At 59.2% G+C, this 25247-nt stretch carries 21 protein-coding genes; 14 read left to right on the top strand and 7 right to left on the bottom strand.

Annotated features, from left to right (window positions below; genetic code table 11):
- Positions 1-27 precede the first annotated feature (27 nt).
- Positions 28-477, bottom strand: coding sequence for a methyltransferase family protein (locus ACR3FB_RS05170; protein ID WP_480564722.1), 450 nt, complete (start codon positions 475-477; stop codon positions 28-30).
- A gap of 194 nt (positions 478-671) precedes the next feature.
- Here ACR3FB_RS05170 and kynU point away from each other — a divergent pair, with 194 nt between their 5' ends.
- Positions 672-1865, top strand: a complete 1194-nt coding sequence (kynU, locus tag ACR3FB_RS05165) for a kynureninase (RefSeq protein WP_480564719.1) — start codon at positions 672-674, stop codon at positions 1863-1865.
- Here the strand turns inward: kynU and ACR3FB_RS05160 are convergent.
- Complete coding sequence (locus ACR3FB_RS05160) at positions 1858-2436, bottom strand: TetR/AcrR family transcriptional regulator (RefSeq protein WP_170467950.1); 579 nt, start codon at positions 2434-2436, stop codon at positions 1858-1860. The two genes, kynU and ACR3FB_RS05160, sit on opposite strands and share 8 nt — an antisense overlap.
- A gap of 97 nt (positions 2437-2533) precedes the next feature.
- On the opposite strand from ACR3FB_RS05160, the gene ACR3FB_RS05155 reads away from it, so the two are divergent.
- Positions 2534-2998, top strand: a complete 465-nt coding sequence (locus tag ACR3FB_RS05155; RefSeq protein ID WP_170461012.1) for a (2Fe-2S)-binding protein — start codon at positions 2534-2536, stop codon at positions 2996-2998.
- Positions 2999-3001: 3 nt separating this feature from the next.
- The gene (locus ACR3FB_RS05150) at positions 3002-5242 is read left to right on the top strand and encodes a xanthine dehydrogenase family protein molybdopterin-binding subunit (RefSeq protein WP_480564716.1); all 2241 of its coding nucleotides are present in this window, start codon (positions 3002-3004) and stop codon (positions 5240-5242) included.
- Positions 5243-5292: 50 nt separating this feature from the next.
- On the opposite strand, the gene ACR3FB_RS05145 is transcribed toward ACR3FB_RS05150, so the two are convergent.
- The 3 genes from ACR3FB_RS05145 to ACR3FB_RS05135 form a co-directional block, all read right to left on the bottom strand.
- Entirely contained in the window at positions 5293-6072 is a 780-nt protein-coding gene (locus tag ACR3FB_RS05145; RefSeq protein ID WP_480564713.1) for a gamma-glutamyl-gamma-aminobutyrate hydrolase family protein, read from the bottom strand.
- Between the two features lie 230 nt (positions 6073-6302).
- Positions 6303-6728 carry a GlcG/HbpS family heme-binding protein gene (locus tag ACR3FB_RS05140; RefSeq protein ID WP_480564710.1) on the bottom strand — a complete coding sequence of 142 codons (426 nt, stop codon included), beginning with the start codon at positions 6726-6728 and terminating at the stop codon, positions 6303-6305.
- 81 nt (positions 6729-6809) lie between these two features.
- Positions 6810-8945: a malate synthase G gene (locus ACR3FB_RS05135; RefSeq protein ID WP_480564707.1), complete on the bottom strand. Its 2136-nt coding sequence runs from the start codon at positions 8943-8945 to the stop codon at positions 6810-6812.
- 207 nt (positions 8946-9152) lie between these two features.
- Between ACR3FB_RS05135 and pepN the strand changes: the two genes are divergently transcribed.
- The 7 genes from pepN to ACR3FB_RS05100 all read left to right on the top strand — a co-directional run bounded on the left by pepN (position 9153) and on the right by ACR3FB_RS05100 (position 17956).
- Entirely contained in the window at positions 9153-11705 is a 2553-nt protein-coding gene (gene pepN / locus ACR3FB_RS05130; protein ID WP_480564704.1) for an aminopeptidase N, read from the top strand.
- On the top strand, positions 11702-12130 hold the full coding sequence (locus ACR3FB_RS05125; RefSeq protein ID WP_170664866.1) for a hypothetical protein: 429 nt from the start codon (positions 11702-11704) through the stop codon (positions 12128-12130). The genes pepN and ACR3FB_RS05125 overlap by 4 nt, the downstream gene beginning before the upstream one ends.
- 125 nt (positions 12131-12255) lie before the next feature.
- Positions 12256-13509 carry a hypothetical protein gene (locus ACR3FB_RS05120; protein ID WP_480564701.1) on the top strand — a complete coding sequence of 418 codons (1254 nt, stop codon included), beginning with the start codon at positions 12256-12258 and terminating at the stop codon, positions 13507-13509.
- Between the two features lie 69 nt (positions 13510-13578).
- Positions 13579-15090 carry an Asp-tRNA(Asn)/Glu-tRNA(Gln) amidotransferase subunit GatB gene (gene gatB, locus ACR3FB_RS05115; RefSeq protein WP_480564699.1) on the top strand — a complete coding sequence of 504 codons (1512 nt, stop codon included), beginning with the start codon at positions 13579-13581 and terminating at the stop codon, positions 15088-15090.
- A gap of 88 nt (positions 15091-15178) precedes the next feature.
- Positions 15179-16423, top strand: a complete 1245-nt coding sequence (gene pepT, locus ACR3FB_RS05110; RefSeq protein WP_480564696.1) for a peptidase T — start codon at positions 15179-15181, stop codon at positions 16421-16423.
- Positions 16424-16503: 80 nt separating this feature from the next.
- Positions 16504-16914, top strand: coding sequence for a DUF4177 domain-containing protein (locus ACR3FB_RS05105; RefSeq protein WP_480564693.1), 411 nt, complete (start codon positions 16504-16506; stop codon positions 16912-16914).
- 142 nt (positions 16915-17056) lie between these two features.
- Positions 17057-17956 carry a hypothetical protein gene (locus ACR3FB_RS05100; protein ID WP_480564690.1) on the top strand — a complete coding sequence of 300 codons (900 nt, stop codon included), beginning with the start codon at positions 17057-17059 and terminating at the stop codon, positions 17954-17956.
- A 6-nt stretch (positions 17957-17962) separates the two neighbouring features.
- Here the strand turns inward: ACR3FB_RS05100 and ACR3FB_RS05095 are convergent, their stop codons facing one another.
- Complete coding sequence (locus tag ACR3FB_RS05095) at positions 17963-18217, bottom strand: BolA family protein (protein ID WP_170467973.1); 255 nt, start codon at positions 18215-18217, stop codon at positions 17963-17965.
- Between the two features lie 107 nt (positions 18218-18324).
- Between ACR3FB_RS05095 and ACR3FB_RS05090 the strand changes: the two genes are divergently transcribed.
- Complete coding sequence (locus ACR3FB_RS05090) at positions 18325-18951, top strand: J domain-containing protein (RefSeq protein WP_170375034.1); 627 nt, start codon at positions 18325-18327, stop codon at positions 18949-18951.
- Positions 18952-18958: 7 nt separating this feature from the next.
- On the opposite strand, the gene ACR3FB_RS05085 is transcribed toward ACR3FB_RS05090, so the two are convergent.
- Positions 18959-19855, bottom strand: coding sequence for a Hint domain-containing protein (locus tag ACR3FB_RS05085; RefSeq protein WP_480564687.1), 897 nt, complete (start codon positions 19853-19855; stop codon positions 18959-18961).
- A gap of 529 nt (positions 19856-20384) precedes the next feature.
- Here ACR3FB_RS05085 and cobS point away from each other — a divergent pair.
- From cobS to ACR3FB_RS05070, 3 genes are all read left to right on the top strand, one after another.
- A complete protein-coding gene (cobS, locus tag ACR3FB_RS05080) occupies positions 20385-21371 on the top strand; it encodes a cobaltochelatase subunit CobS (RefSeq protein ID WP_480564684.1) in 987 nt (328 codons plus the stop codon).
- Positions 21372-21491: 120 nt separating this feature from the next.
- Positions 21492-23369, top strand: a complete 1878-nt coding sequence (gene cobT, locus ACR3FB_RS05075) for a cobaltochelatase subunit CobT (protein WP_480564681.1) — start codon at positions 21492-21494, stop codon at positions 23367-23369.
- An 84-nt stretch (positions 23370-23453) separates the two neighbouring features.
- Positions 23454-25244, top strand: coding sequence for an aminopeptidase P family protein (locus tag ACR3FB_RS05070; RefSeq protein ID WP_480564678.1), 1791 nt, complete (start codon positions 23454-23456; stop codon positions 25242-25244).
- Positions 25245-25247 lie beyond the last annotated feature (3 nt).

Here is a 25247-nt window from a genome sequence, read left to right as displayed (position 1 = left end):
TTACGTTGTGTCATTGGCAGCACACCTTCAAATCCAGCGTCGTGTCTTTTGTGCATAACGGGCGAAGTCAGCGCGAAATTTGCGGCGCAAGCGATCCTCTTCCGGCTCGATAAAACGGCGCTCCATGATCCAGACGAAAATTGGCACCAGAACCAGCGACAGGACCGCATCGAAGCGTAGGATCAAACCGGTCAGGATAAGGACGTCCCCCAGATAGATTGGGTTCCGGCTGCGTTTGAAAATTCCGCTTTGCACCATGCTGGATGGGGTCTGGTGTGGCATTACCGTCGTCTGATGGCGGCGGAATTCGACAACCGCCAGAACAGCCAGAACAATACCGCCACCGATGAGCACGCCGCTGGCAAGATCAGTCAACCACCCGTCAAGGGACAGCCCAAAAGACAGGTGTTGCGCTTGCAACCACGCGAGGCAAGCCGCCCCCAGCAACCAGATCGGAGGGATGTCGATTTTCTGCATTCGCGCTGATTACCTGTCGATATCTCTCAAAGAAAGTGTCGTTTTCGACAGTTTGTCTACCGCTTTCCGACCTTAAGATCAAAACATCAAAAGGTCGCGGCGATTTTTTTCGAAGATATACATCGGTGGACAGCGCTTAGCGCATCCGATAGCCAACAGATACAACCAAAAATGAACAACAGGGCCCAACCGGAATGACCGACTTCAAAGCGACCAAAGCGATGTTCGAACTGCCCGAAGGCATTCTCTATCTTGACGGCAACTCTCTGGGTCCGTTGCCAAAGGCGGTTGACGCGCGTCTGCACCAGACGGCGACGCAGGAATGGGGACAGATGCTGATCACCGGTTGGAACAAGGCCGGGTGGATGGGATTACCCACGGGTCTCGGGGACCGGATCGGACGTCTGATCGGGGCCGAAGCAGGCAGCGTGGTGGTAGGTGATACCCTGTCGATCAAGGTTTATCAGGCCGTTGCTTCGGCGTTGGAGCTGAACCCGAGCCGCAAGGTTGTGCTGTCGGACAACGGCAATTTCCCATCCGATCTGTATATGGCGGACGGATTGCTGCGCTCGCTGGGCGCGGAGTACGAATTGCGCGTCGTCGCCCCGGAAGAGGTCGCTGAAAACATCACGGAAGACGTCGCCGTTCTGATGCTGACCGAGGTCGACTATCGCACCGGCCGTATGCACGACATGAAAGCCCTGACCGAATTGGCCCATGCCAACGGTGTGGTGACGGTTTGGGATCTGGCCCATTCCGCCGGTGCAATTCAAGTCGACCTGGCCGGGTGCAACGCCGATTTTGCGGTCGGGTGCACATACAAATACCTCAACGGCGGTCCCGGCGCGCCCGCGTTCATCTACGTCGCTCCGCGCCTGTCCGACCGTGTGCGCCCGGCGCTTTCGGGATGGCTGGGGCACGAAGCTCCGTTTGCCTTCGATCTCGACTATCGTCCCGGTTCAGGGATTGAGAGGATGCGGGTCGGCACCCCTCCGGTTTTGCAAATGGCCGCGCTGTCTGCGGCGATGGATGTCTGGGGCATGGCCGAGATGGCCGATGTCCGGGCGAAATCCATCGAACTGACCGAATTGTTCATCGCAAAGGTCGAGGCCACCTGCCCCGGCCTAACCCTCGCCAGCCCACGCAATCCGGCGCGGCGCGGCAGTCAGGTCTCATTCCACTTTACCGAAGGATACGCCGCCATGCAGGCGCTGATTGCCCGAGGCGTGATCGGAGATTTCCGCGCACCGGACATCATGCGATTTGGCTTCACGCCACTTTATGTTGATGAAAACGACGTGGAACAGGCCGCAGAGATTCTGGCGGATATCATCACCAACAACCTGTGGGACCAGCCAGAATACAAAATCCGCCAGCGAGTTACCTGACCTCGAGCCCGGCGCCCAGCAATTCAGCCAATTGCGAGATTCGTTGCTCGAATTCAGCCGCGTTGGTTGCGGTCATCTTGACGCCCATCAGGGTCGAAGTGATGGTCTTCGCCGTCTCTTCCGGGCCGTTGGGCAGACGGACGCGTCCGGCACTGTCTTCGCGGCGCAACCAGTCGGCATAAAGCGCGGTCATCTCTTCCTCACCCTCGGCCAGAATGTCCGAGGCGGTCGATTTGCTGGTATCCAGCATCTCTCGCCCGTGGGGAGAGGTCAGTATCTCAGCCAACCCCTTGATCTGCCCTTCAATCGCGCGCGCCAAACGCTGGGACACGCTGCCACTGCCCGACAAGGCCTGCGATACGTTTGCGGTCTTTTCGGCGTAATGCGCGCGCGTCAGGCTGCGCACGATCGCCTCTTTATTCTTGTAGTGCAAATAAACGGCCGGGCGCGACATACCCGCCCCTTTGGCGATATCGTCCATCGAGGTTTTGCGAAACCCATAGGCCGCAAATGCCTCAAGCGCCGACGCAAGAATGGCCTGTTGCCGCGGATCGTCCTGTTTTTCTGTCATGAAACCGATCTGACATTTTTCGTATAATTTGTCAATTGACACACTGACACTTTCAGGCAATTATGTCAGAAACCGCCACAGCTACGAGAGGTGTGCCATGGCAACCGCGCTGAAGATCAACGGCAAGCAACATCAAGTTGACCTGCCCGACGACGTCCCCCTGCTTTGGGTTCTCCGGGATGAGGTCGGCCTGACCGGAACCAAATTCGGCTGCGGCGTAGCTGCTTGCGGCGCCTGCACCGTGCATATCGATGGTGAGGCCGTGCGATCGTGCCAAGTGTCGCTGTCCGATGTCTGGGGCGATGTCACTACAATCGAAGGCATCGGCTCGCCCGAGGCGATGGCCGTGATCCAGCAGGCTTGGGTGGATCATCAGGTAGCGCAATGCGGTTACTGCCAGTCTGGTCAGATCATGCAGGCGGCAGCTTTGCTTGCGGAAAACCCGACCCCAACTGACGCCGACATAGACGACGCGATGCAGGGCAACCTGTGCCGCTGTGGCACCTATCCCCGCATCCGCGCCGCAATCCAAGACGCCGCTGGCAAGTTGCAGGAGGCTTAAGAGATGGGCAAAGTTGGAAAAATTCTGCGCCGCACCTTCCTGATCGGCTCGGCCGCGATTGTCGGCGGTGTGGCCTTTGGCGGTTACTACGTCACCCGTCCCGCCCCGAACCCGCTGAAACCCGGCGAGGGTGAGGCCGCGCTGAACCCATTCATTCTGATCGACCAGAATGGCGTGACCCTTTTCGCCCCGCGTGCCGAAATGGGACAGGGCGTAAAGACAACCTGGGCTGCTTTGATCGCCGAGGAGTTGGACGTCGATCTTGACCAGATCAACGTGCTTCATGGCCCTGCTGCGGCGGCGTACTACAATTCCGCGCTGGTAGGCGAAGGCTTGCCGAACAAGGGCTACGATATCTCAAACTTCCAGCACAATCTGGGTGAGGCGCTGGGTGTCCTCGGCAAAGCACTGAGCCTTCAGGTCACCGGTGGCTCGACCTCGATGAAGGACGGGTTCGAGCGGATGCGGCAGGCCGGCGCGTCGGCGCGTGAGACGCTGAAACGGGCCGCTGCCGACCGTCTGGGGGTTGATCCGTCACAACTACAGACGGCCTCTGGGCACGTCATCGCGCCCAATGGCGACAAGATCGCCTATACCGACCTCGCAATGGATGCGGCCGGTCTTGAGCCGGTCGAGGTGCCTCTGCGTGACCCGTCCGAATGGCGGTATCTGGGCCAGACCCAACCGCGTCTGGACATGGTTGGCAAAGCGACAGGCACCGCTGAATTCGGCGTCGATGTCCGCCTGCCCGGTATGAAATTTGCAGCCGTGCGCATGAACCCCAAGCTGGGCGGCGCGATGAACGGCTATGACGACAGCGCCGCAAAAGACATGCCGGGGGTCGAACAGATCGTTGATCTGGGCACCGGCGTTGCGGTCATCGCCAACAACACATGGCTCGCCAATCAAGCGGTTGAGGCGATCGACGTGGATTGGGGGAATGCCCCCTACCCGCCGGAAACCGACGGCATCTTCGCCAAGATCGCCGAAGCATTTGACGATGTCCCGAACTCGACCATGCGCGAGGACGGCGACGTCAGCATCACACCCGAGGGCGCAACCGAAATCACAGCCGAATACCGCCTGCCCTATCTGGCCCACGCCACGATGGAGCCGATGAATGCCACCGCGCTATACACCGGCAACGCGCTGGAACTGTGGTGCGGCAATCAGGCCCCCACTCTGATCCAATTCCGCGTGGCCAATACGGCCGGTCTGGATACGGATGCGGTGCAGATCCACACCACCTATCTGGGCGGTGGGTTTGGTCGCCGTGGGGAACTGGATTTCGGCGAGATCGCGACAAAGGTTGCAATGGCGGTACCCGGCACTCCGGTCCAGACGACATGGAGCCGGGAAGAAGACATGCGCCACGACTACTACCGCCCTGGCGCGATCGCTCGGCTGCGTGGCGCCGTGAAGGATGGCAAAGCGGTGCTGATCGACGGCGCGGTTGCCTCGCAATCCTGCACGCAGCAAGCGGTTGAGCGCTATACCGGAATGCCCGGTGCGGGGCCCGACAAGGTGCTGGTTGAAGGCTTCTTCAACCAACCCTATGCGGTTCCGAACTACCGGATGAGCGGCCATATCGCGAAGCTCGACGTGCCTGTTGGCTTCTGGCGCTCGGTCGGCAACAGCCATAACGGCTTTTTCCACGAAACCTTCATGGATGAGATGGCCCACGCCGCAGGCCGCGACCCGCTGGAATTCCGGCTGGAGTTGATGAAGACCGAACACGCTCCCTCGGCAGGTTGCCTTGAGGCGGTGAAAGAGATGTCGGGCTGGACGGGTCAAACTCCGACTGGCGTCGGTCGAGGTGTCGCCTTTACATACAGCTTTGGCACTCCGGTCGCGCAGGTGATCGAGGTGGTCGACGAAGACGGCACCATCCGCATCATCAAGGCATGGATCGCCTGTGACACGGGTCTCGCGTTGGACCCTGAAAACGTCAAGGCGCAGATGTTTGGCGGGATGATGTACGGCCTGAGTGCCGCTTGCTACGGCGAGATCACCTTTGCCGAGGGAGAAGTTGAGCAGTTCAACTTCCCCGACTATGACGCACTTCGCATGCACACCGCTCCGCAGGTCGAAGTGCGCGTTCTCGAGACCAACCGCCATATGGGCGGCGCAGGTGAGCCCGGTACACCCCCCTCGATGCCGGCCTTAGGTAATGCGCTGTTTGATCTGACCGGAGAACGCGCGCGAACCCTGCCGCTGATCAATCAGTTCGACCTACTGATTTGATCGCGACGCACCGGTCCGGCATCCCCTCCCGGCCGGACCGGTGCCTAAACTTAAGCTGTTTGTTGTAGGAACCGCGTGCTTGATCCTGCAGACCAGGCGTTGACGGCTGCGCCAAACGCTTCGAACAGCGGCCGAGAGACCGGGTCATTTGCAGCATCCCATTCCGGGTGCCATTGGACCGAGAGGGTAAAGCCCGGTGCATCTTTGACATAAATCGCCTCGGGCGTGCCATCCGGTGCATGACCGTCGATCACAATATTCTGGCCTACGGCCTTGATCCCTTGACCGTGTAGCGTATTGGTCATCACTTCGCGTGCACCGAACAGCCGGTGGAACACGCCGCCTTCGTTCAGAGTTACGACATGACGAAGGGCGAACTTTTCCTCAAGCGTTCCATCCGGAGGCATTCGGTGGTTCTGCCGTCCCGGAAGGTCGCGAATCTCGGGATAGAGCGTCCCGCCCATCGCCACGTTAACTTCTTGAAACCCGCGGCAGATGCCGAAGAACGGTTGGCCCCGCTCAACGCATGCGCGTACCAGCGGCAAGGTAATCGCATCGCGCGCCCGGTCGAAATCGCCATGCGCTTCGGTCGGCGGCTCACCGTATTCCTCGGGGTGAACATTGGGGCGACCTCCCGTCAGAAGAAACCCGTCGCACGCGTCCAGCAATTCCTCGACCGACACGTAACGTGGATCAGCCGGGATCAGCAGTGGCAAACACCCTGAAACATTCGCAACGGCATCCGAATTCATCGTGCCACCGGCATGCGTCGGGTAGTTGTCATTCATCAAGTAAGAGTTGCCGATGATACCGACGACGGGTCGAGACATTCTGCTTTCCCAATTTGTTTCCCAAACGTGTGGAAAAGCTATCGGCAGGGACAACAGCGCGCAATAGCACAGGCCCTGTGTGTCAGCGCAAGTACCTGTTCAATGCCGCACATCTATGCTCCGGGTGGGACATTGTCACAATCGGGCTCCCATTGCCCGCTAAACGTGCAATGCAAAAAGTCCAATTTGGGCGAAAGAGCCAGAGCAGGCTCTCACCCTCTCTAAGGAAATCAGCTTTCGCCTACAAGGTTCGCGGCTTCGATCCCTGCCATCGCAGCAAGCACGTCATTGTCCGAGGTGTCGCCTGTCACGCCAACGGCGCCAATCACGGCACCTTTCTTATCGCGCAACAGCACACCGCCCGGCACCGGAACAACCTGCCCGCCGTAGACGCCGTTCACCGCAGCCATGAAATAGGCCTGCGCTTCGGCCCGCTGCATCTGCGCCGTCCCGGCCATACCCAACATGACGGAGCCATAGGCCTTGCCCTGCGCAATTCCAAACCGACCTGGGGCTGCGCCATCTTCGCGCTCGAACGCAATGACATGACCGCCCGCATCCAGCACAACGACCGAAAGCGGCTTGAATTCCAACCGGCGCCCCTCTTCCAAAGCTTTACGAATGATGGTGCGCGCCTTGCGCAAGGAAATTGCCATCTCTGATCCCTTTCATCTGTTCAAAAATACCCCGGGGGAGCCTGAGGGGGCGGAGAGCCCTCTCGTTCCCGCCCTATCCGCTTAACCCAAGCTGGCTTTCAACTCCAAACGGCGGGCATGCAGAACCGGCTCGGTATAGCCCGACGGTTGCACGCGCCCCTTGAATACCAGATCGCAGGCCGCTTGGAAGGCAATGCCATTAAAACCGGGCGCCATCGGATGATAGGAAGCGTCACCTTCGTTCTGACGGTCCACAACGGCGGCCATCTTCTGCATCGCCGCCATCACCTGTTCTTCGCTGACAACACCGTGGTGCAACCAGTTTGCCAGAGCCTGGCTGGAAATCCGACAGGTCGCACGATCTTCCATCAAACCAATGTCGTTCAGGTCCGGCACTTTCGAGCATCCAACACCCTGATCAACCCAACGCACGACGTATCCGAGAATACCCTGCGCGTTGTTCTCGACCTCACGGGTGATCTCGTCATCACTGAGGTTGCGTCCACCCAGCAGCGGAACGGTCAGCAAATCCTCCAACGTGCCGCGCGCGCCACCGGCGGCCAGCTCGTCCTGACGGACCAGAACGTCGACCTTATGGTAGTGCGTGGCATGCAAAGTCGCAGCGGTTGGCGAGGGAACCCATGCGCAAGTGGCACCGGATTGCGGGTGGCCGATCTTGGCCTCCAGCATATCGCCCATTCGGTCGGGCATGGCCCACATGCCTTTGCCGATCTGCGCTTTGCCTTTCAGGCCACAGGCCAGACCGATATCAACGTTGCGGTCCTCGTAGGACGCAATCCACGGTGTGTTTTTGATGTCACCCTTGGGCAGCATCGGGCCTGCCTCCATCGAGGTGTGGATCTCGTCACCGGTCCGGTCAAGGAAGCCGGTGTTGATAAAAGCCACGCGAGATTTCGCGGCCCGTATACATTCCTTGAGGTTGGCCGAGGTGCGGCGTTCCTCATCCATGATACCCAGTTTCACGGTGTTGCGCGGCAAGCCCAGGATGTCTTCGACCATGTCGAAAATCTCGACCGAGAAGGCGACCTCTTCCGGGCCATGCATCTTGGGTTTCACCACATAGACCGACCCGGTGACCGAGTTGCCGCCGTCGCGCGCCAGATCATGCATGGCGATCAACGTGGTGCAGAGAGCGTCCATGAGGCCCTCGCCGATCTCGTTGCCCTCGGCATCCAGCACGGCCGGGTTGGTCATCAGATGGCCCACATTGCGCACCAGCATCAGCGAGCGACCTTTGAGGCGCCCCTCAGCGCCGTTCACGTCCGTGAAGTCCAGATCAGCCGCCAACCGGCGGGTGAATGTCTTGCCGGACTTGCTGACCTCTTCGGTCAGGTCACCCTTCATCAGACCCAGCCAGTTGCCATAGGCAACAACCTTGTCAGCGGCGTCTACGCAGGCCACGGAATCCTCGCAATCCATGATCGTCGACAACGCGGACTCGAGCCGCAGGTCCGAGATGTTAGCCGGATCAGCAGCGCCAATCGCGCTGATCGGGTCGATCATGATCTGAATATGAAGACCGTTGTTTTTCAACAGGATGAACTCGGGCTTTTCAGCGGGGCCGCCATGACCGACAAAGCTTGAAGCATCCGCCAGCGCAGGAACCAAAGATCCAGCCTCGACGCTCAGCTTCGTGACATCCGCCCAGGATCCGCTGGCCAACGGCACAGCATCGTCGAGAAACGCCTTGGCCCATGCAATGACACGCGCACCGCGGGCAGCATCGTACCCTCCACCCGCAGGCAGATCGCCCATCGCATCCGTGCCATAGAGGGCGTCATACAAGCTGCCCCATCGGGCATTAGCGGCGTTCAGAGCAAAGCGCGCATTGGTGATTGGCACAACCAGCTGAGGACCGGGCGTTGCGGCGATCTCGGGGTCGACATTGGCGGTTTCGATTTGGAAATCTTCGCCTTCTGCCACCAGATACCCGATCTCGTGCAGGAACGCGTGATAAGCATCGGCGTCGTGGTCCTGACCTTTGCTATCCAGGTGCCATGCATCCAATTGGTCCTGAATCTCTTTGCGTTTGGCAAGGAAGGCGCGGTTCTTGGGATCCAATTCGGATACCATGCGCGACAGGCCATTCCAAAAGGTCTCGGCGGTGACACCGGTGCCGGGCAAAGCCTGACCTTCGATGAATGCGACCAGAACCGGATCGACCTGAAGTCCGCTGCGTGTCTGTCTGCTGGCCATTATCTTCCTCTCCCACGAATGTACGCCACTGTATGCCGCCAGCATGTAGAGCGAAAGTTTCCGATAGGCAACGTATGCCGCTACGTTCTGGTAAGAAAATCTTACCAAAATGGCTAATCACCGTCACTGATAGCGGATATAGGCGGCTTGCAGCCCTGCCGCGATGCCCCTAACGTCGCCCTCGACCCAAGTTTTGCGAGGCCCCCGATGCGCGACACCGCCCCCACCACAATCTATCTGAAAGACTACACCCCGTTCGGGTATCTGGTGGACAACGTGCATCTGACATTTGATCTCGCAGCAAATGCCACCCGCGTCACATCCCGCATTGCTTTTCGTCCGAATCCAGAGGCCAGCGATCGCACCTTTTTCCTGAATGGAGAGCAACTGAAGCTGATCCGCGCCTCCATCGACGGTGCCGACGTATCCCCCTCCCTCACGCCTGAGGGGCTGACGGTTGCCGCCCCCGACGCCCCCTTTGTCTGGGAGGCGGAGGTTGAGATCGACCCCGGCAATAACAGCGCGCTTGAAGGGCTCTATATGTCGAATGGCATGTATTGCACCCAGTGCGAGGCCGAAGGGTTCCGCAAGATCACCTACTACCCGGACCGCCCCGACGTGATGTCGACCTTCACGGTACGCATAAATGGCGACCTTCCGGCGCTGCTGTCCAACGGCAACCCATCCGGCAAGGGCGAAGGCTGGGCCGAATGGACGGATCCGTGGCCCAAACCCGCCTACCTGTTTGCTCTGGTCGCCGGAGACCTGATCGCGCATCCGGGCCAGTTCACCACCATGTCCGGTCGCGATGTCGAACTGAACCTATGGGTTCGCCCCGGCGATGAAGGCAAATGTGCCTTCGGGATGGAGGCGCTCAAGAAGTCCATGAAATGGGATGAGGACGTCTACGGCCGCGAATACGATCTGGACGTGTTCAACATCGTCGCCGTGGATGATTTCAACATGGGCGCGATGGAGAACAAGGGGCTGAACATCTTCAACTCTTCAGCCGTTTTGGCCAGCCCGGAAACCTCGACCGATGTGAATTTCGAACGGATCGAGGCGATCATCGCGCATGAGTATTTCCACAACTGGACCGGCAACCGCATCACCTGCCGCGACTGGTTTCAGCTGTGCCTCAAAGAGGGCCTGACCGTTTTCCGCGATGCGCAGTTCACCTCGGACATGCGCTCGGCTCCGGTCAAGCGCATCCACGACGCCATCGACCTGCGCGCACGGCAGTTCCCCGAGGACAATGGCCCGCTATCGCACCCTGTTCGGCCCGAGAGTTTTCAGGAAATCAACAACTTCTACACCTCAACCGTCTATGAGAAAGGTGCCGAGGTCATCGGCATGTTGAAACGTCTGGTCGGGGATGAGGCCTATGGTAAGGCACTGGACCTCTATTTTGACCGCCATGACGGGCAGGCCTGTACGATAGAGGATTGGCTGCAAGTCTTCGAGGACACAACAGGCCGCGACCTGAGCCAGTTCAAACGCTGGTACAGCCAGTCCGGCACCCCGCGCGTATCCGTGGCGGAGGAATGGGCGGATGGTACCTACACGCTGACGCTGAGCCAACGCACCGACCCGACTCCGGGACAAGAGGATAAGCAGCCTCAGGTCATTCCCGTCGCTGTCGGCTTGCTGGGCCCGAACGGCGACGAGGTTCACGCAACCCAAGTGCTGGAGCTGACCGAGGCCGAGCAGAGCTTTTCCTTCGCCGGACTGGCGACCAAACCCGTGCCCTCAATCCTACGCGATTTCTCGGCCCCTGTGATCCTTGAACATGACACGTCGAATGCCGAGCGCGCCTTTCTGCTGGCCCATGACACCGATCCGTTCAACCGCTGGCAGGCGGGGCGCTCGCTTGCCGAGGACACTCTGCTGCGCATGATCACCGATGAGGCGACACCGGATTCCGACTATCTGGACGGACTGTTGGCCGTGCTGCGCGATGAAACACTGGACCCGGCCTATCGGGCCTTGATGCTGGGCCTTCCGACCCAATCCGAACTGGCCGCCGCCCTACATGACAAGGGCGTCACACCCGACCCGATGGCCATCTGGACCGCTGTCGAGACTCTCCGTCAAGCCACTGCGCGACACGTACAGGATCTTCTGCCCAAGCTGCACAGCGAAACACTTGTGGACGCCCCCTTCCAACCGGATGCGGCGCAATCCGGCAAACGTGCACTGGGCGGAGCGGCGCTGGCTCTCACCTCGCGGCTGGACAGCGGCAGCAAGGCGGCAGAAGCGTACCAAACTGCCGACAATATGACCCTGCAACTGACCGCCCTGTCCTGCCTACTGCGTGCGGGCAAAGGTGAGGCGGAACTGAGCGCCTTCTATGACCAGTGGAAACATGACCGGCTGGTGGTCGACAAGTGGTTTGGCCTACAGGTTTCGATGGCCGCCCCTCAGACCACGGTCGAGGCCGCACGTAACCTGACAGAGCATCCTGATTTCAATTGGAAAAACCCCAACCGGTTTCGTGCCTTGATGGGATCGCTGGCCAGGAACCATGCGGGCTTCCATCAGGAAGACGGAGCGGGCTATGCCCTGCTTGCCGATTGGCTGATCCGGTTGGATCCGGTGAACCCGCAGACCACAGCGCGCATGTGTTCGGCGTTCCAGACGTGGAAACGATATGACTCCGACCGTCAGGCGATGATGCGCGCGCAGCTGCGCCGGATCGCAGACACGCCCGACCTGTCACGCGACACGACCGAGATGGTCTCGCGCATCCTCGGCGCATGACCTCGTTCAGCTTTACACGGCAAAACCGGAACCCGCGTGTGGTGGTCTTGCTGATCTGCATCTACGCGGTGCTAGTCGGCCTAGTCCTTTTCGTAGAAGCGGCCTGGTGGTTGATGGCGTTGCTGGCGCTGGCAACACTCCCGGCAGTTTGGGATGTTGTGAAAGACACCAGCGCCGGGGTCGAATTGACCGGCGAGAAACTACACTGGTTCACCGGCCAGCGCAGCGGCGAACTGGACCTTTCCGAGGTTGACCGGTTCCGATTTGACACCCGCTGGGATTTCTCGGTTCGCGTTTCAGCGGTGCTGAAATCGGACAAGCGCGTCCGCCTACCAGATGAGTCGCTGCCCCCACACAAAGAGCTTGAAGACGTGTTGCAGCAGGCGGGATTTACCGTTGAACGTCATCATTTTAGGGTTTTTTGAAACAATCCCAAGCCCAAGGGCTAATTGATCACACCCCGGACTTACGCGCGCAACGACTCCTTGAAATAGACACAGTTTTTGGCAAACTGGACTCGTTACACGTTTGTTACAGTTCGAGTTTTGCCATGTTTCGGTCTTTCAGGGCGGCTGCCGCCCGTCTTTTCGGCTCTTCCAGTCCCTCCACAACGCCTTTGCCAGCGTCTGTTGCGGACGCAACGGCATGGCTTGTCGCCTCGGGGCAGTTAAACATCCCTATCGCGGAAACAGATGACACCGCCGGGCATCAGGCGATCGAACGCGGACGCCATCTGGCGCGTCAGGATATGTGGGTCGAACTCTCGCAAGAGATGCGGGCTGCGGATGAGGCACGCGAAACAACACCCTGCGGTCAGCCGGTCGCCGACCTGTTGGGGTTCGGGGCCCGGGCAGATGTTGTGCTGGCTGCGGAACATGCCTTGTCGGATGGCAGAACTCAGTCAGACTATGACTTTCTGGCAGGCATCTCTGAACTGGAGGGTGAAATTCAGAACCACCCCGATGACCCGATGATCGCCCTTGTGGTGGCATTGGCTCATATTGATTTGGCCTGGGCGTGGCGCGGGACATCTGACCCCAAAGACCTGCCTGCCCTGCACCAATCCCGTTGCGCCGCGCATTTCGACCGCGCTGCCGTTTTGCTGAAGGACTGCCGCTCGGAAATGCCAAATAGCCCAGCGATTGCCGCCGCGGATTGCGCCCTTTTGGCAGGCCATATCAGCCCACGCACCCGTGTGGCGGACAAATACGAAGACCTGATCACGCTTGACCCGCATAACCATCGCCACATGCGCGCAATGGGCAGCCATCTGTTACCACGCAGATTCGGGACCTACGATCAGCTGGAAGTTCAGGCCCTACGCAGCGCCGCGCGCACTCAAAAGACATGGGGCGCTGGTGGCTATACTTGGGTCCAGTTCGATGCCATCGCACTGGATGACGAAGCCTGCGCGCGTGTGGATGTCGAGTATTTTCTGGAAGGTCTGCACGACATCGTTGAACGCCGCCCCGACCAGCAGACGATCAACCTGTTGGCGGCCTATTGTTCGGTCACGCTGCAAAACGGGATGGGCCGCAACCCTAAGGCCGACATCGCCCGTAAACAGATTTGCGAGGCTGCAAACTGGTTGATCCGCGATCACCTGACCGAGCTGCACCCCCTGATCTGGGCCCATGCGGCGAACGGGTTCAGCAACAGCCTGCGCGTCAACTCGACCGAGCGCTTCGCCGCACGTGGCCGCCGGGATGCGCTGCGCGCGATCGCCAATCAACTGCGCGAGGAACTGCGCAGTGGTCAAAGCGTGACCTTCACGCCGACAGGGTTACAAGTCTCAGGGAACTAACCCCTTGCCCCTTTGGCGCGCCGGGCCTAATACGCAAGCCTAGACTTCTGCGGAAATTAGAGGCGCGCCATGCTCGACCTGACATACGAAATGCCGAAAATCAAAACCATTGCCGGGGCCAAGCACGATTGGGAACTGGTGATCGGGATGGAGGTGCACGCTCAGGTCTCATCCAATGCCAAGCTATTTTCCGGCGCGTCCACCCAATTCGGGGCCGAGCCGAACTCGAACGTGGCCTTCGTGGACGCGGCGATGCCAGGCATGCTGCCTGTGATCAACGAATACTGCGTGGAACAGGCCGTGCGCACGGGTCTGGGCCTGAAGGCGGATATCAACCTGAAATCGGCTTTTGACCGCAAGAACTACTTCTACCCTGACCTGCCGCAGGGCTACCAGATTTCCCAGCTGTACCACCCCATCGTGGGCGAAGGTGAAGTGCTGGTCGAGATGGGCGACGGTACCGCGCGCATGGTCCGTATCGAACGTATCCACATGGAGCAGGACGCGGGCAAATCGATCCACGACATGGACCCGCATATGTCCTTTGTGGACCTGAACCGGACAGGCGTTTGCCTGATGGAAATCGTCAGCCGCCCCGACATCCGTGGCCCCGAAGAAGCCGCCGCATACATCGCCAAGCTGCGCCAGATCATGCGCTATCTGGGCACCTGTGATGGGAACATGCAGAACGGAAACCTGCGGGCGGACGTAAACGTCTCGATCTGTTTGCCGGGTGCTTATGAGAAGTATCAGGAAACGCAGGACTTCTCGCATCTGGGCACGCGCTGCGAGATCAAGAACATGAACTCGATGCGCTTCATCCAGCAGGCGATTGAGGTCGAGGCCCGCCGTCAGATCGCCATCGTCGAAGCCGGTGGCAAAGTCGATCAGGAAACCCGCCTGTATGACCCGGACAAGGGTGAGACACGATCCATGCGGTCCAAGGAAGAAGCGCATGACTACCGCTATTTCCCCGACCCTGACCTGCTGCCATTGGAGATCGAACAGGCATGGGTCGACGACATCGCCGCCAAGCTGCCTGAGCTGCCCGACGAGAAAAAAGCGCGGTTCATCGAAGCCTTCGGCCTAACCGATTATGACGCCTCAGTCCTGACCGCCGAGGTCGAAAGCGCCGCCTATTTCGAAGAGGTCGCTAAAGGCCGCAACGGCAAGCTGGCCGCGAACTGGGTCATCAACGAGCTGTTTGGCCGGTTGAAGAAAGAAGATCACGACATCACCGACTCGCCTGTATCTCCGGCGCAGCTGGGTGGGATCATCGACCTGATCTCGTCGGACGCCATCTCGGGCAAAATCGCCAAGGATCTGTTCGAGATCGTCTACACCGAAGGCGGTGACCCGGCGCAGATCGTCGAAGAGCGCGGCATGAAGCAGGTCACCGACACGGGTGCCATCGAGGCTGTTTTGGACGAGATCATCGCCGCCAATCCAGCGCAGGTTGAAAAGGCCAAGATAAATCCGAAGCTGGCAGGCTGGTTTGTCGGTCAGGTGATGAAAGCCACCGGCGGCAAAGCCAACCCCAAGGCCGTGAACGAGCTGGTTGCCCAAAAGCTGGGTTCGTAAGCCCGTTTTCACAGTTATGAGACGGAGTCAGGCCACCTGCTTGACTCCGTTTTCTTTTGCGCCCTTTCTTCCGCGCAGGAGAGGTGCCATGACCAGAAAATTCGATCAGGAACTTGAAGACCGTCTGATGCGCTACGCGGCCATCGACAGCCAAAGCGATGAGACATCGCCTTCGACCCCCAGTACGCCCATTCAGTTCGACATGCTGAACCTTTTGCAGCAGGAGCTGACGGAAATCGGCGCGCAGGATGTCGAGATGACCGGCGACAGCGTCGTTGTGGCGACCATTCCTGGCACCGCCGAGGGGCCGACCGTGGGGTTCCTCGCCCATGTCGACACCGCCCCTCAATTCAACGCAACCTGCGTTAAACCGCGCGTGATCAAAGGCTATAATGGCGGTGAGATCACCTTTCCCGATGATCCCGATTTGGTTCTGTCCCCGGAGGAACACCCTTATCTGGCCGAAAAGATAGGCCATGATCTGGTCACCGCTTCCGGCACCACCCTGTTGGGGGCCGATGACAAGGCCGGCGTGTCCATCCTGATGACCATGGCGCGGCATCTGATCGAAAATCCAGACATTCCACACGGCCCCATCCGCATCGCCTTCACCCCAGACGAAGAAATCGGGCGCGGCGTGACCGAGCAACTGCCCAAGGACCTCAAGGCCGATTTCGCCTATACACTCGACGGGCAGGAAGTGGGCGAGATCGAATATGAAAGCTTCTCGGCCGACCGCGCGGTGATCAAGATCACCGGCGTGTCGATCCATCCCGGTTTAGCTAAGGAAAAGATGGTCAATGCCACCCATCTGGCCGCAAAGATCGTACAGACCCTGCCGCAGGCCACACTGACCCCCGAGGTCACCGATGGACGCGAAGGGTTCATCCATGTCACCGACATGAATGGCGGCTCGTCCGAGATGGAAATCAAACTGATCCTGCGGGATTTCGAGATGGAAGGGCTTGAGGCCCAGCGCGATCTTGTGCGAAAGGTCTGCGACGCCGTTCAGGCCTCCGAGCCGCGCGCGACCATCACCTGCGATATCAGCCATCAATACCGCAACATGCGCTATTGGCTCGAGAATGACATGACCCCGGTCGATCTGGCGCGCGAAGCCTGCCAGGAACTGGGGGTCGAGCCGCTCTCGGTTCCGATCCGCGGCGGCACCGATGGCTCTCGCCTGACTGAATTCGGCACGCCTTGCCCCAATCTGTTCACCGGCATGCAGTGCATTCACGGACCATTGGAGTGGATTTCGGTGCAGGACATGGCGCTGGCGACCGAGCTTTGCCTCTCGGTTGTGGCCAAGGCGGCGCAGAAAACCGGCTGATTTGCGCCACTCTTGCAACGTCTCTTTCACCCGGCGACCTGCGTGATAAGTTGTCGGCCAAAGGTACAAGGGAACAGTCGATGCCGCGCTACGAATACAAAGTCATTCCGGCCCCGCAAAAGGGCGCGAAGGCCAAAGGCGTAAAAACGCCCGAAGGCCGCTTTGCCACCTCGGTCGAGCAAGTGCTGAACGAGATGGGCCAACAGGGATGGGAATACCAGCGCGCCGAGTTGCTGCCCAGCGAGGAACGCTCGGGCCTGACCGGATCAACCACGAACTGGCGCAACGTGCTGGTGTTTCGGCGGGTGATTGAGGCCGAAGCTACCGAGGTCGTGGCCCCCGTGGCCACACCATCGCCAACCGAAACGCCCGAGGGCGTACCCTTGGCTCAGCCCGTTCCCGGGCCAGATGCGGTTCAAGCCCCGGAACCAATTTCAGCCGAAGTAGATGAGCCGCCGTTGACTTTGAAGCCGAGCGAAGAGGCCAAGTAAAACGCATCCAGACCGCACGGACCAGAAGGTGTGGTTTAGATAGCACGGATTGAGCCAACGAAACTCAGGCAGTCATCCGTTCCTGAGTTTTGCTCGTATCGTTCCAAGATATCCTTAACTACAGAACAGGGCCCCGGCCGCGATGAAACCTAGCACCGCTTTTCTTTGTTTCCTCTCCGCATTCGCCTGCCAGATCGCGTTGCCTGCCAACGCGCAACAACGGCTGGGATGGGTCAGCCAGATCGACGGGCTCGCCGCATATCAGGGCAGCGCCGATCTGGATCAAGGCGGAGACTTCAGCGCGACGCGATCGTTCCTGCGGGCCACCGGACTTTACCGATTTGATAGCGAAACGTCACTTGGCATTTCAGTCAGCTACGGGCAGCTGGACTATGACTTCAGCGCGGCTGACAACCAGCCTTGGAACGACATTCGTGACATCCGAATATCGGCTCCTCTGCGGTTTCAGGCTGGCCAGCGGGCCAGTGTGTTCGTGTCGCCTCAGGTCAGGTGGGACTATCAGAAAGGCGCCGCATCTTCAGATGGTCGCACCTATGGTGTTTTTGCGGGCATCGCGTGGCAGATCAGCGAAAGCCTGACCATAGGACCGGCTTTTGGAGCCTTCACGCAATTAGAGGATAGCGGTGTCGACTTCTTTCCCGCGCTTTTGGTGGATTGGGACATCAATGATCGCTGGAACCTGAACACCGGCTCCGGAATCGGTGCGACTCGCGGGCCGGGTCTCACCCTCAGCTACGCGTTGAATGACGATTTCAGCCTCTCACTGTCGGCCCGATCCGAAAAAATCCGCTTCCGGCTGGACGACGCTGGGCTGGCTCCGAACGGGATCGGCGAAGACAAGAGCCTCCCCGTGGTTGCGTCGCTCAGCTATGCTCCGAATCCGGGCGTGTCTTTAACCGTCTTTGCTGGGGCCGAATTCGATGGCCGACTGACACTGGAGGACGAAAACGGCAACGAAATCAGCCGCCAGAGCTATGACACAGCACCTTTGGTCGGCCTCGCCTTTCGACTCCGGTTTTGATTTAGCTTAAACACCAATATCCAACGCCAATGCATGGATACGCGGCACAACGTCGCCCAGTGCCTTGTGAACGGCGCGATGTCGCGCTACCCGAGATTGGCCTTCGAATGCGGCGGCGCGGATGCGGACGTTGAAATGGCTCTCGCCACCTTCCTGAAACCCTGCATGACCCCGGTGGCTTTCGCTGTCATCCACCACCTCAAGCTCACGCGGATCAAAGGCGGCCTGCAGTCGGGTTCGGATTTCGTCGGTCACAGTCATTTTTACGCTCAACGGCAAAAAACTTGCCGCTCCCCTCTTCTACTTTCGGCTGCTTAGACTAAACTGCTGCCTCCGAGTCGAGAAGATGCGTTCTTAAGGATCACAGCATGACGAAATCAGACCCTTTCGGATTCGATATGTCCGTCTCCAGCGCCAAGAAAAAGAACCCGCGCGGGCGTCGGGGCATGTCTGGCGCATCTGAGACCTCGGTGCGAATCTGTGATCATCCAGGCTGCGAAGAGGCGGGCAAGTACCGTGCTCCCAAGGCCCCGGACGTTCTGGATGACTTTTATTGGTTCTGCCAGCAGCACGTGCGTGAGTACAATCAGAAGTGGAACTTCTTCGACGGCACGACCGAGGCTGAACTGAACGCACAACGCACGAAAGACAAAGTCTGGGAGCGTGAAACCAAGCCCATGGGCGACCCCGAGGCCCGTGCTTGGGCGCGTCTGGGTATCGAAGACCCACACCAGGTTCTGGGGGCAAACAGCACCCAGAACAAAGGCCGCACTTCGGGTGGCGGTGGCCGTCGCCTGCCCCCCACCGAACGCCGTGCCATCGAGATTCTGGAGGCCAATGACAGCTGGTCCAAGGCCGAGGTTCGCAAGGCCTACAAGAAGCTGATCAAGGTGCTGCATCCGGATATGAACGGCGGCGACCGGTCTCAGGAAGAGCAACTGCAAGAGGTCGTCTGGGCCTGGGATCAGATCAAGGACAGCCGGAACTTCAAGTAGTCCGCTCTTACCCTGGCAACAAATCCCGCAATACTTCTGCTTCGGGTCGCTTTAGACAACGCAAGTTTGTGCGCTGTCGCTGCACCAACGCCTGATTGCTAAGCTCGGGAAACAAGGCGCGCAATTCCTCCACGTCTTCGCGTTGGAATGATTTCAACGCAAGATCACCAAGGAACAAGCTTTCGCTTTGCAAACCATGTGACGAAAGGACCACGTGCCGACTACAGGCAATGTGGAAGTAAGTTACTGGTGCTTCAGGCGGCATCTGACGGATCAAACCATTGTTCACCAAGTGTATTGCGGCACAAAAAACCCGAGGCTCGCCAAAAAGAAGCTCGGCCCGCCAACCTTCCAGCACAATCCGATGCTGGGGGGAAACAAATAAGTCTTGGCTGGGCAGGTCATCGCCCAAAGCGCCGCGCTGAATCCGGACGGGCCTGAACTTTGGATTTTTGCGCAACGCGTTCGCGCTGAGAGTTCTTTTGCCTATCCAGATGATCGGCAAGGTTTGACCGCCTGACACACAAACCCGATCCCCAGCCATCAAAGAGTCTACAGGGCGTGACCCGCTCTCTGTATCAATTAGGGTTCCGGCTACAAAACAAGGCGGGTTGACCGGGTCGAGGTCACTCACGGTGATCTCCCAATTCCCGGTGCTGAGAGACCCGGTCGGATCGACACTATTGAAAGCGTAAATCTGCCCACCTACTTGGATAAAATCCGCGGTTTCACTTGTCCCGCGATAGTTCCCCTGACCGAGATAGGTGTAGGGTACGAAGGTCGTGCCGCCATCTAAAGAAACCGTTTGCCCTGAGATAATCGCAGGTGTCGTTGATCCTTGAACTATGAGGTTGCCCGTGCCGCCGGTCTCGTTCACCGAGTAGAGGGTCGCGTCAAAAGGCATTCACTGCACCTTGCCGGTCGCCAACAGGTAACAATTGAAGCCGCCCTGATTTAACAGAGGATATCGCGAACACCTTAACCCCCTACATATAGCCCATTACACATGCGAACTTTGCTCATTTTACCTTCCAGTTAGGCTCATTCAAAGAAATATTTAATTTCTTGAATTTAAATCCCTGTCCGTCTCGGAGTGAGGTGCCCTCTTAACGATGATTGAATGAACGGGCCCTCAAACTTGTCCTTGAGTAGGAACTCAAGCGCGAGCCCAGACCGCGACTTGCTGTAGTTGCCGCGCGAATAGAGACATCGGGTTTGCCTAAGGTTGACGATTTATTGAAGAACCCAACCAGAGCCGCTTGCTCATCGACACTCTAACGTTACCCCGCCCTTCCCGCAGATAAGGCCAGTTGATAAGAAACATCCTGTCAGCGTTTTTAGCGCGCGGCTTTCCCTTGCCCTTGGTCGGAATATGTTGCACCACACACGGGTTCAAACCCGGCAAGACGGGCCTAAGGATAAGGACAAGACGAATGGCTGACGGATCGATTGATATCAATGCAAAACCCACCGAAGAGATCTCGGTCCGTGACGTGTTCGGCATTGATACCGACATGGCGGTCAAAGGTTTTGCGGAACGTAGCGACCGGGTGCCCGCGATTGACCCGACCTACAAGTTCGACCCGGAGACGACTTTGGCGATCCTGGCAGGGTTTGCACACAACCGCCGAGTGATGATCCAGGGCTATCACGGCACAGGTAAGTCGACCCATATCGAACAGGTTGCCGCCCGTCTGAACTGGCCCGCCGTGCGTGTAAACCTGGACAGCCACATCAGCCGGATCGACTTGATCGGTAAGGATGCGATCAAGCTGCGCGATGGCAAGCAGGTGACCGAGTTCCACGAAGGCATCCTTCCCTGGGCCCTGCGCAACCCTGTCGCCATCGTGTTCGACGAATACGACGCAGGCCGTGCGGACGTGATGTTCGTGATCCAGCGCGTTCTGGAGCATGACGGCAAGCTGACCCTGCTGGACCAGAACGAGATTATCACTCCGAACCCGAATTTCCGCCTGTTCGCCACCGCAAACACTGTGGGTCTGGGCGATACAACCGGCCTCTATCACGGTACGCAGCAGATCAACCAAGCGCAGATGGACCGCTGGTCTCTGGTTTCGACGCTGAACTACCTCAGCCACGATGCCGAGACGATGATCGTGCTGTCCAAAGCGCCGCTCTATAACACCGCCGAGGGCCGCAAGACCGTAAGCCAGATGGTCACCGTTGCCGATCTGACCCGGACCGCTTTCATGAATGGCGACCTGTCAACCGTGATGAGCCCCCGGACCGTGATCAACTGGGCCCAAAACGCCGAGATCTTCCGCGATGTGGGCTATGCGTTCCGCCTGTCCTTCCTGAACAAATGCGATGAGCTTGAGCGCCAGACCGTGGCCGAGTTCTATCAGCGCTGCTTTGACGAAGAACTGCCGGAAAGCGCGGCGAGCGTGAGCTTGGGCTGACGCCGAATTGCGCCCACTTCGGGCGCAATGCCTCCGGCGGAGGTATTTTTAGCCAGATGAAGGCGGATCCCGATTTCTGTTTAGTGGAAATCGGGACGGCAATGTGAAAGGCTTGGGGACATGGCACAAAAGAACGACAACCCTGCTGATCCGTTCAAGAAAGCTCTGGCCGAGGCCACCAAGGTCATGGCCGATGATCCGGAGCTTTCCGTAAGTTATACCGTCGATCCCTCGGGCCTTTCGGGTGAGGCAATGCGGTTGCCTCAGGTATCCCGCCGCATGTCGCGCGAAGAGGTTTTGCTGGCGCGCGGAACTGCCGATGCCTTGGCCTTGCAGCGCCGCTATCACGATGACGCGACCCATATGCGCTATGCCCCGCCCGGAGATATGGCGCGGGACCTCTATGAAGCGATGGAAACCGCCCGGTGCGAGGCGATGGGTGCGCGGGATATGCCCGGTACGGCCTCAAACATTGATGTCAAGATCAGCCATGAAGCCCTACGGCGCGGCTACGACCAATGCAAGCAGCCGGCAGACGCGCCTTTGTCGGTTGCTGCGGGCTATTTGATCCGGCATCTGGCCACCGGTCGTGATCTGCCGCCGGCCGCCAACAATGTCATGAACCTCTGGCGTGGATACATTGAGGAACAGGCAGGCGGCACGCTTGAGAAGCTCGACGAAATCCTCTCGGACCAGGCAGAGTTCGCCAAGTTCACCCGTCAGGTGATCAAAGATCTGGGTTATGGCGACCAGCTGGGTGATGATCCTGATGAGCTGGACGAAGAACAAGAAGATCAGGCCGAGGAAAACGCCGAAGAGCAGCCCGACCCCGACAGTACCGGACAGGATGATCAGGAGGAACAGGATCCTGACGCCACGCCCGAGCAATCGCAGGAAGAGCAACAGGATCAATCTCAGGCCCAAGTCTCGATGGACGAGATGGCCGAGGATGAGATGGGCGATGAGGCCGAGATGCCAGAGGGAGAGGCTCCGCTGGAGCCGCCTGCCCCTCCGCCTGCGTCCGAGGCTGATCCGGAGTACAAGGTCTATCTAAACACCCATGACGAGGAGATCGCTGCCGAGGATTTGGCAGAGCCTGCTGAACTGGAACGGTTGCGGGCCTATCTGGATCAACAACTTGAGCCGTTGAAGGGTGCGGTCAGCCGCTTGGCCAACAAGTTGCAGCGCCGTTTGCAGGCACAGCAGAACCGGTCGTGGGAGTTCGATCGCGAGGAAGGTATTCTGGACGCCGGTCGTTTGGCGCGCGTGGTTGCCAACCCGACTACACCTTTGAGCTTCAAGGTCGAAAAGGACACCGAGTTCCGCGATACCGTGGTGACTCTGCTTCTGGATAACTCTGGCTCGATGCGGGGGCGTCCGATTTCGATTGCGGCCATCTGCGCGGATGTTCTGGCCCGGACGCTGGAACGTTGCAACGTGAAGGTCGAAATTCTGGGCTTTACGACTCGCGCTTGGAAAGGCGGTCAGGCCCGTGAGGCTTGGTTGAATGCAGGCCGCCCGCAGCAGCCGGGACGTCTGAACGATCTGCGTCATATCATTTACAAGGGCGCCGATGCCCCATGGCGACGGGCGCGGCCCAATCTGGGCCTGATGATGAAGGAAGGCCTGCTGAAGGAAAACATAGATGGTGAGGCTCTGGAATGGGCCCATCGCCGGATGCTGGCGCGGCGCGAGGCGCGTAAGATCCTGATGGTAATTTCCGACGGTGCTCCGGTCGATGATTCCACGCTCAGTGTGAACCCGGCGAACTATCTGGAGAAACACCTGCGCGACGTGATCGCCATGGTCGAAAAGCGCAAGATGGTGGAATTGCTGGCCATCGGGATCGGGCATGACGTGACCCGGTACTATGACCGTGCAGTTACGATCACCGATGTGGAACAGCTGGCCGGTGCTATGACCGAACAGTTGGCGGCATTGTTCGACAGCGACCCGCGCGCGCGGGCCCGGGTGATGGGGATGAAAAGGGCCAGCTGAGGCTGGCCTTGCCTCCGCCGGGTACATTTTCAAAAAAGATGAAGAGGTGGCTTGAAACCACACTTTGGCTTGAGGGAGGCAGGTATGTTTCAGTCTTTTGAGGTGACAGCACGGCCCGAACAGGGACCTCCGCGATTGGCTGCTTTGCGGCAGGAACTAGAGCGCGAAGGTTTGAACGGTTTTCTGGTGCCGCGTGCGGATGCGCATCAGGGTGAGTATGTGGCCCCTCGGGACGAACGGCTGGCGTGGCTGACCGGATTCACCGGCTCGGCCGGGTTTTGCGCCGCGCTGCGGGACGTGGCCGGGGTGTTCATCGATGGGCGCTATCGGACGCAGGTCAAAGCGCAAGTGGCCGATGACTACACTCCGGTGCCCTGGCCCGATGTGAGCCTAAGCAGCTGGTTGAAACAGCAGTTGCCGAACGGGGGATCGGTCGGATTTGATCCCTGGCTTCATGCCGCAGGGCAGATCAAAGCAGCGCAGAAGGACCTTGAGGGAAGCGGGATTGAGTTGGTGCGCTGTGCCAATCTGGTGGATCGGATATGGCAGGATCAGCCTGCTCCTCCGATGAACCCTGTCAAGGTACATCCGATTGAGTTTGCAGGGGAAACCGCTGAGAGCAAAATCACCCGACTGGCTGATGGCCTGCGTGACGGCGGGCGAAGCGCGGCGGTGATTACCTTGCCAGACTCGATCATGTGGTTGTTGAACATTCGCGGCTCGGACATTGCTTACAACCCGGTCGCCCATGGCTTTGCCATTCTGCATGCGGACGGGCGTGTTGATCTGTTCATGGCTGCAGCAAAACTAGGCGAAGTGGGAGAACATCTGAGCCCTCAGGTTTCGGTTCACCAGCCTGATGGATTTCTGGACGCCGTTGCTGCCCTAGAAGGTAAGGTTCAGGTCGATCCGGGCACAGTGCCTCAGATTGTGGCGGATGCGCTTGGGGACCGGATGGTTGATGGAGGCGACCCTTGCGCCCTGCCCAAGGCTCGCAAAAACCCGGCCGAGATTGCAGGCAGCGCCGAGGCCCACCTACGCGATGCTGTTGCCGTCGTCGAAACGCTGTTCTGGCTGGATCAGCAAACGCCGGGGCAAATCAGCGAAACGCAGGTCGTGACCCGGTTGGAAGAGGCCCGTCGGCGGGACAATGCGCTACAGGATATCTCATTCGACACCATCGCCGGAACCGGCCCCAACGGGGCGATCATGCATTACCGCGTGACGGAAGAGACCGACAGCGCATTGCAGGACGGTCATCTGTTGGTGCTGGATAGCGGCGGGCAGTATCTGGACGGGACCACCGACATCACGCGCACCATCGCGATTGGTGAGGTTGGTGAGACCGAGAAGGCCTGCTTTACCCGCGTGTTGAAAGGCATGATCGCCATGTCGATGCTGCGCTGGCCGATTGGACTGGCCGGGCGCGATATCGAATGCGTGGCACGCGCGCCGCTGTGGCAGGCGGGGCAGGACTTCAACCACGGGGTCGGTCACGGGGTCGGCGCATATCTGAGCGTGCATGAAGGCCCGCAACGCCTGTCGCGTGTCAGCCATGTACCCTTTGAGCCCGGTATGATCCTGTCGAACGAACCCGGCTACTACCGCGAGGGCGCGTTTGGCATTCGGATTGAGAACCTGATTGTCGTGGAGGAAGCACCGTCGCTTCCTGACGGCGATGTGGAACGGGCCATGTTGCAGTGGCGCACGCTAACCTATGTGCCCATCGACCGTCGCCTGATCCTGGTCGCCATGCTGACCGCACAAGAACGGGATTGGCTGAACAGCTATCACCGCGACGTTGCGGAAAAAATCAGGCCAAGGCTGGGCGAGGACGCTCAACTGTGGTTGGATGCCGCAACTGCGCCAGTCTGACAT

The sequence above is a fragment of the Ruegeria sp. AO1 genome (genome assembly GCF_056535985.1).
This window is presented reverse-complemented; position numbering and strand designations above follow the sequence as displayed.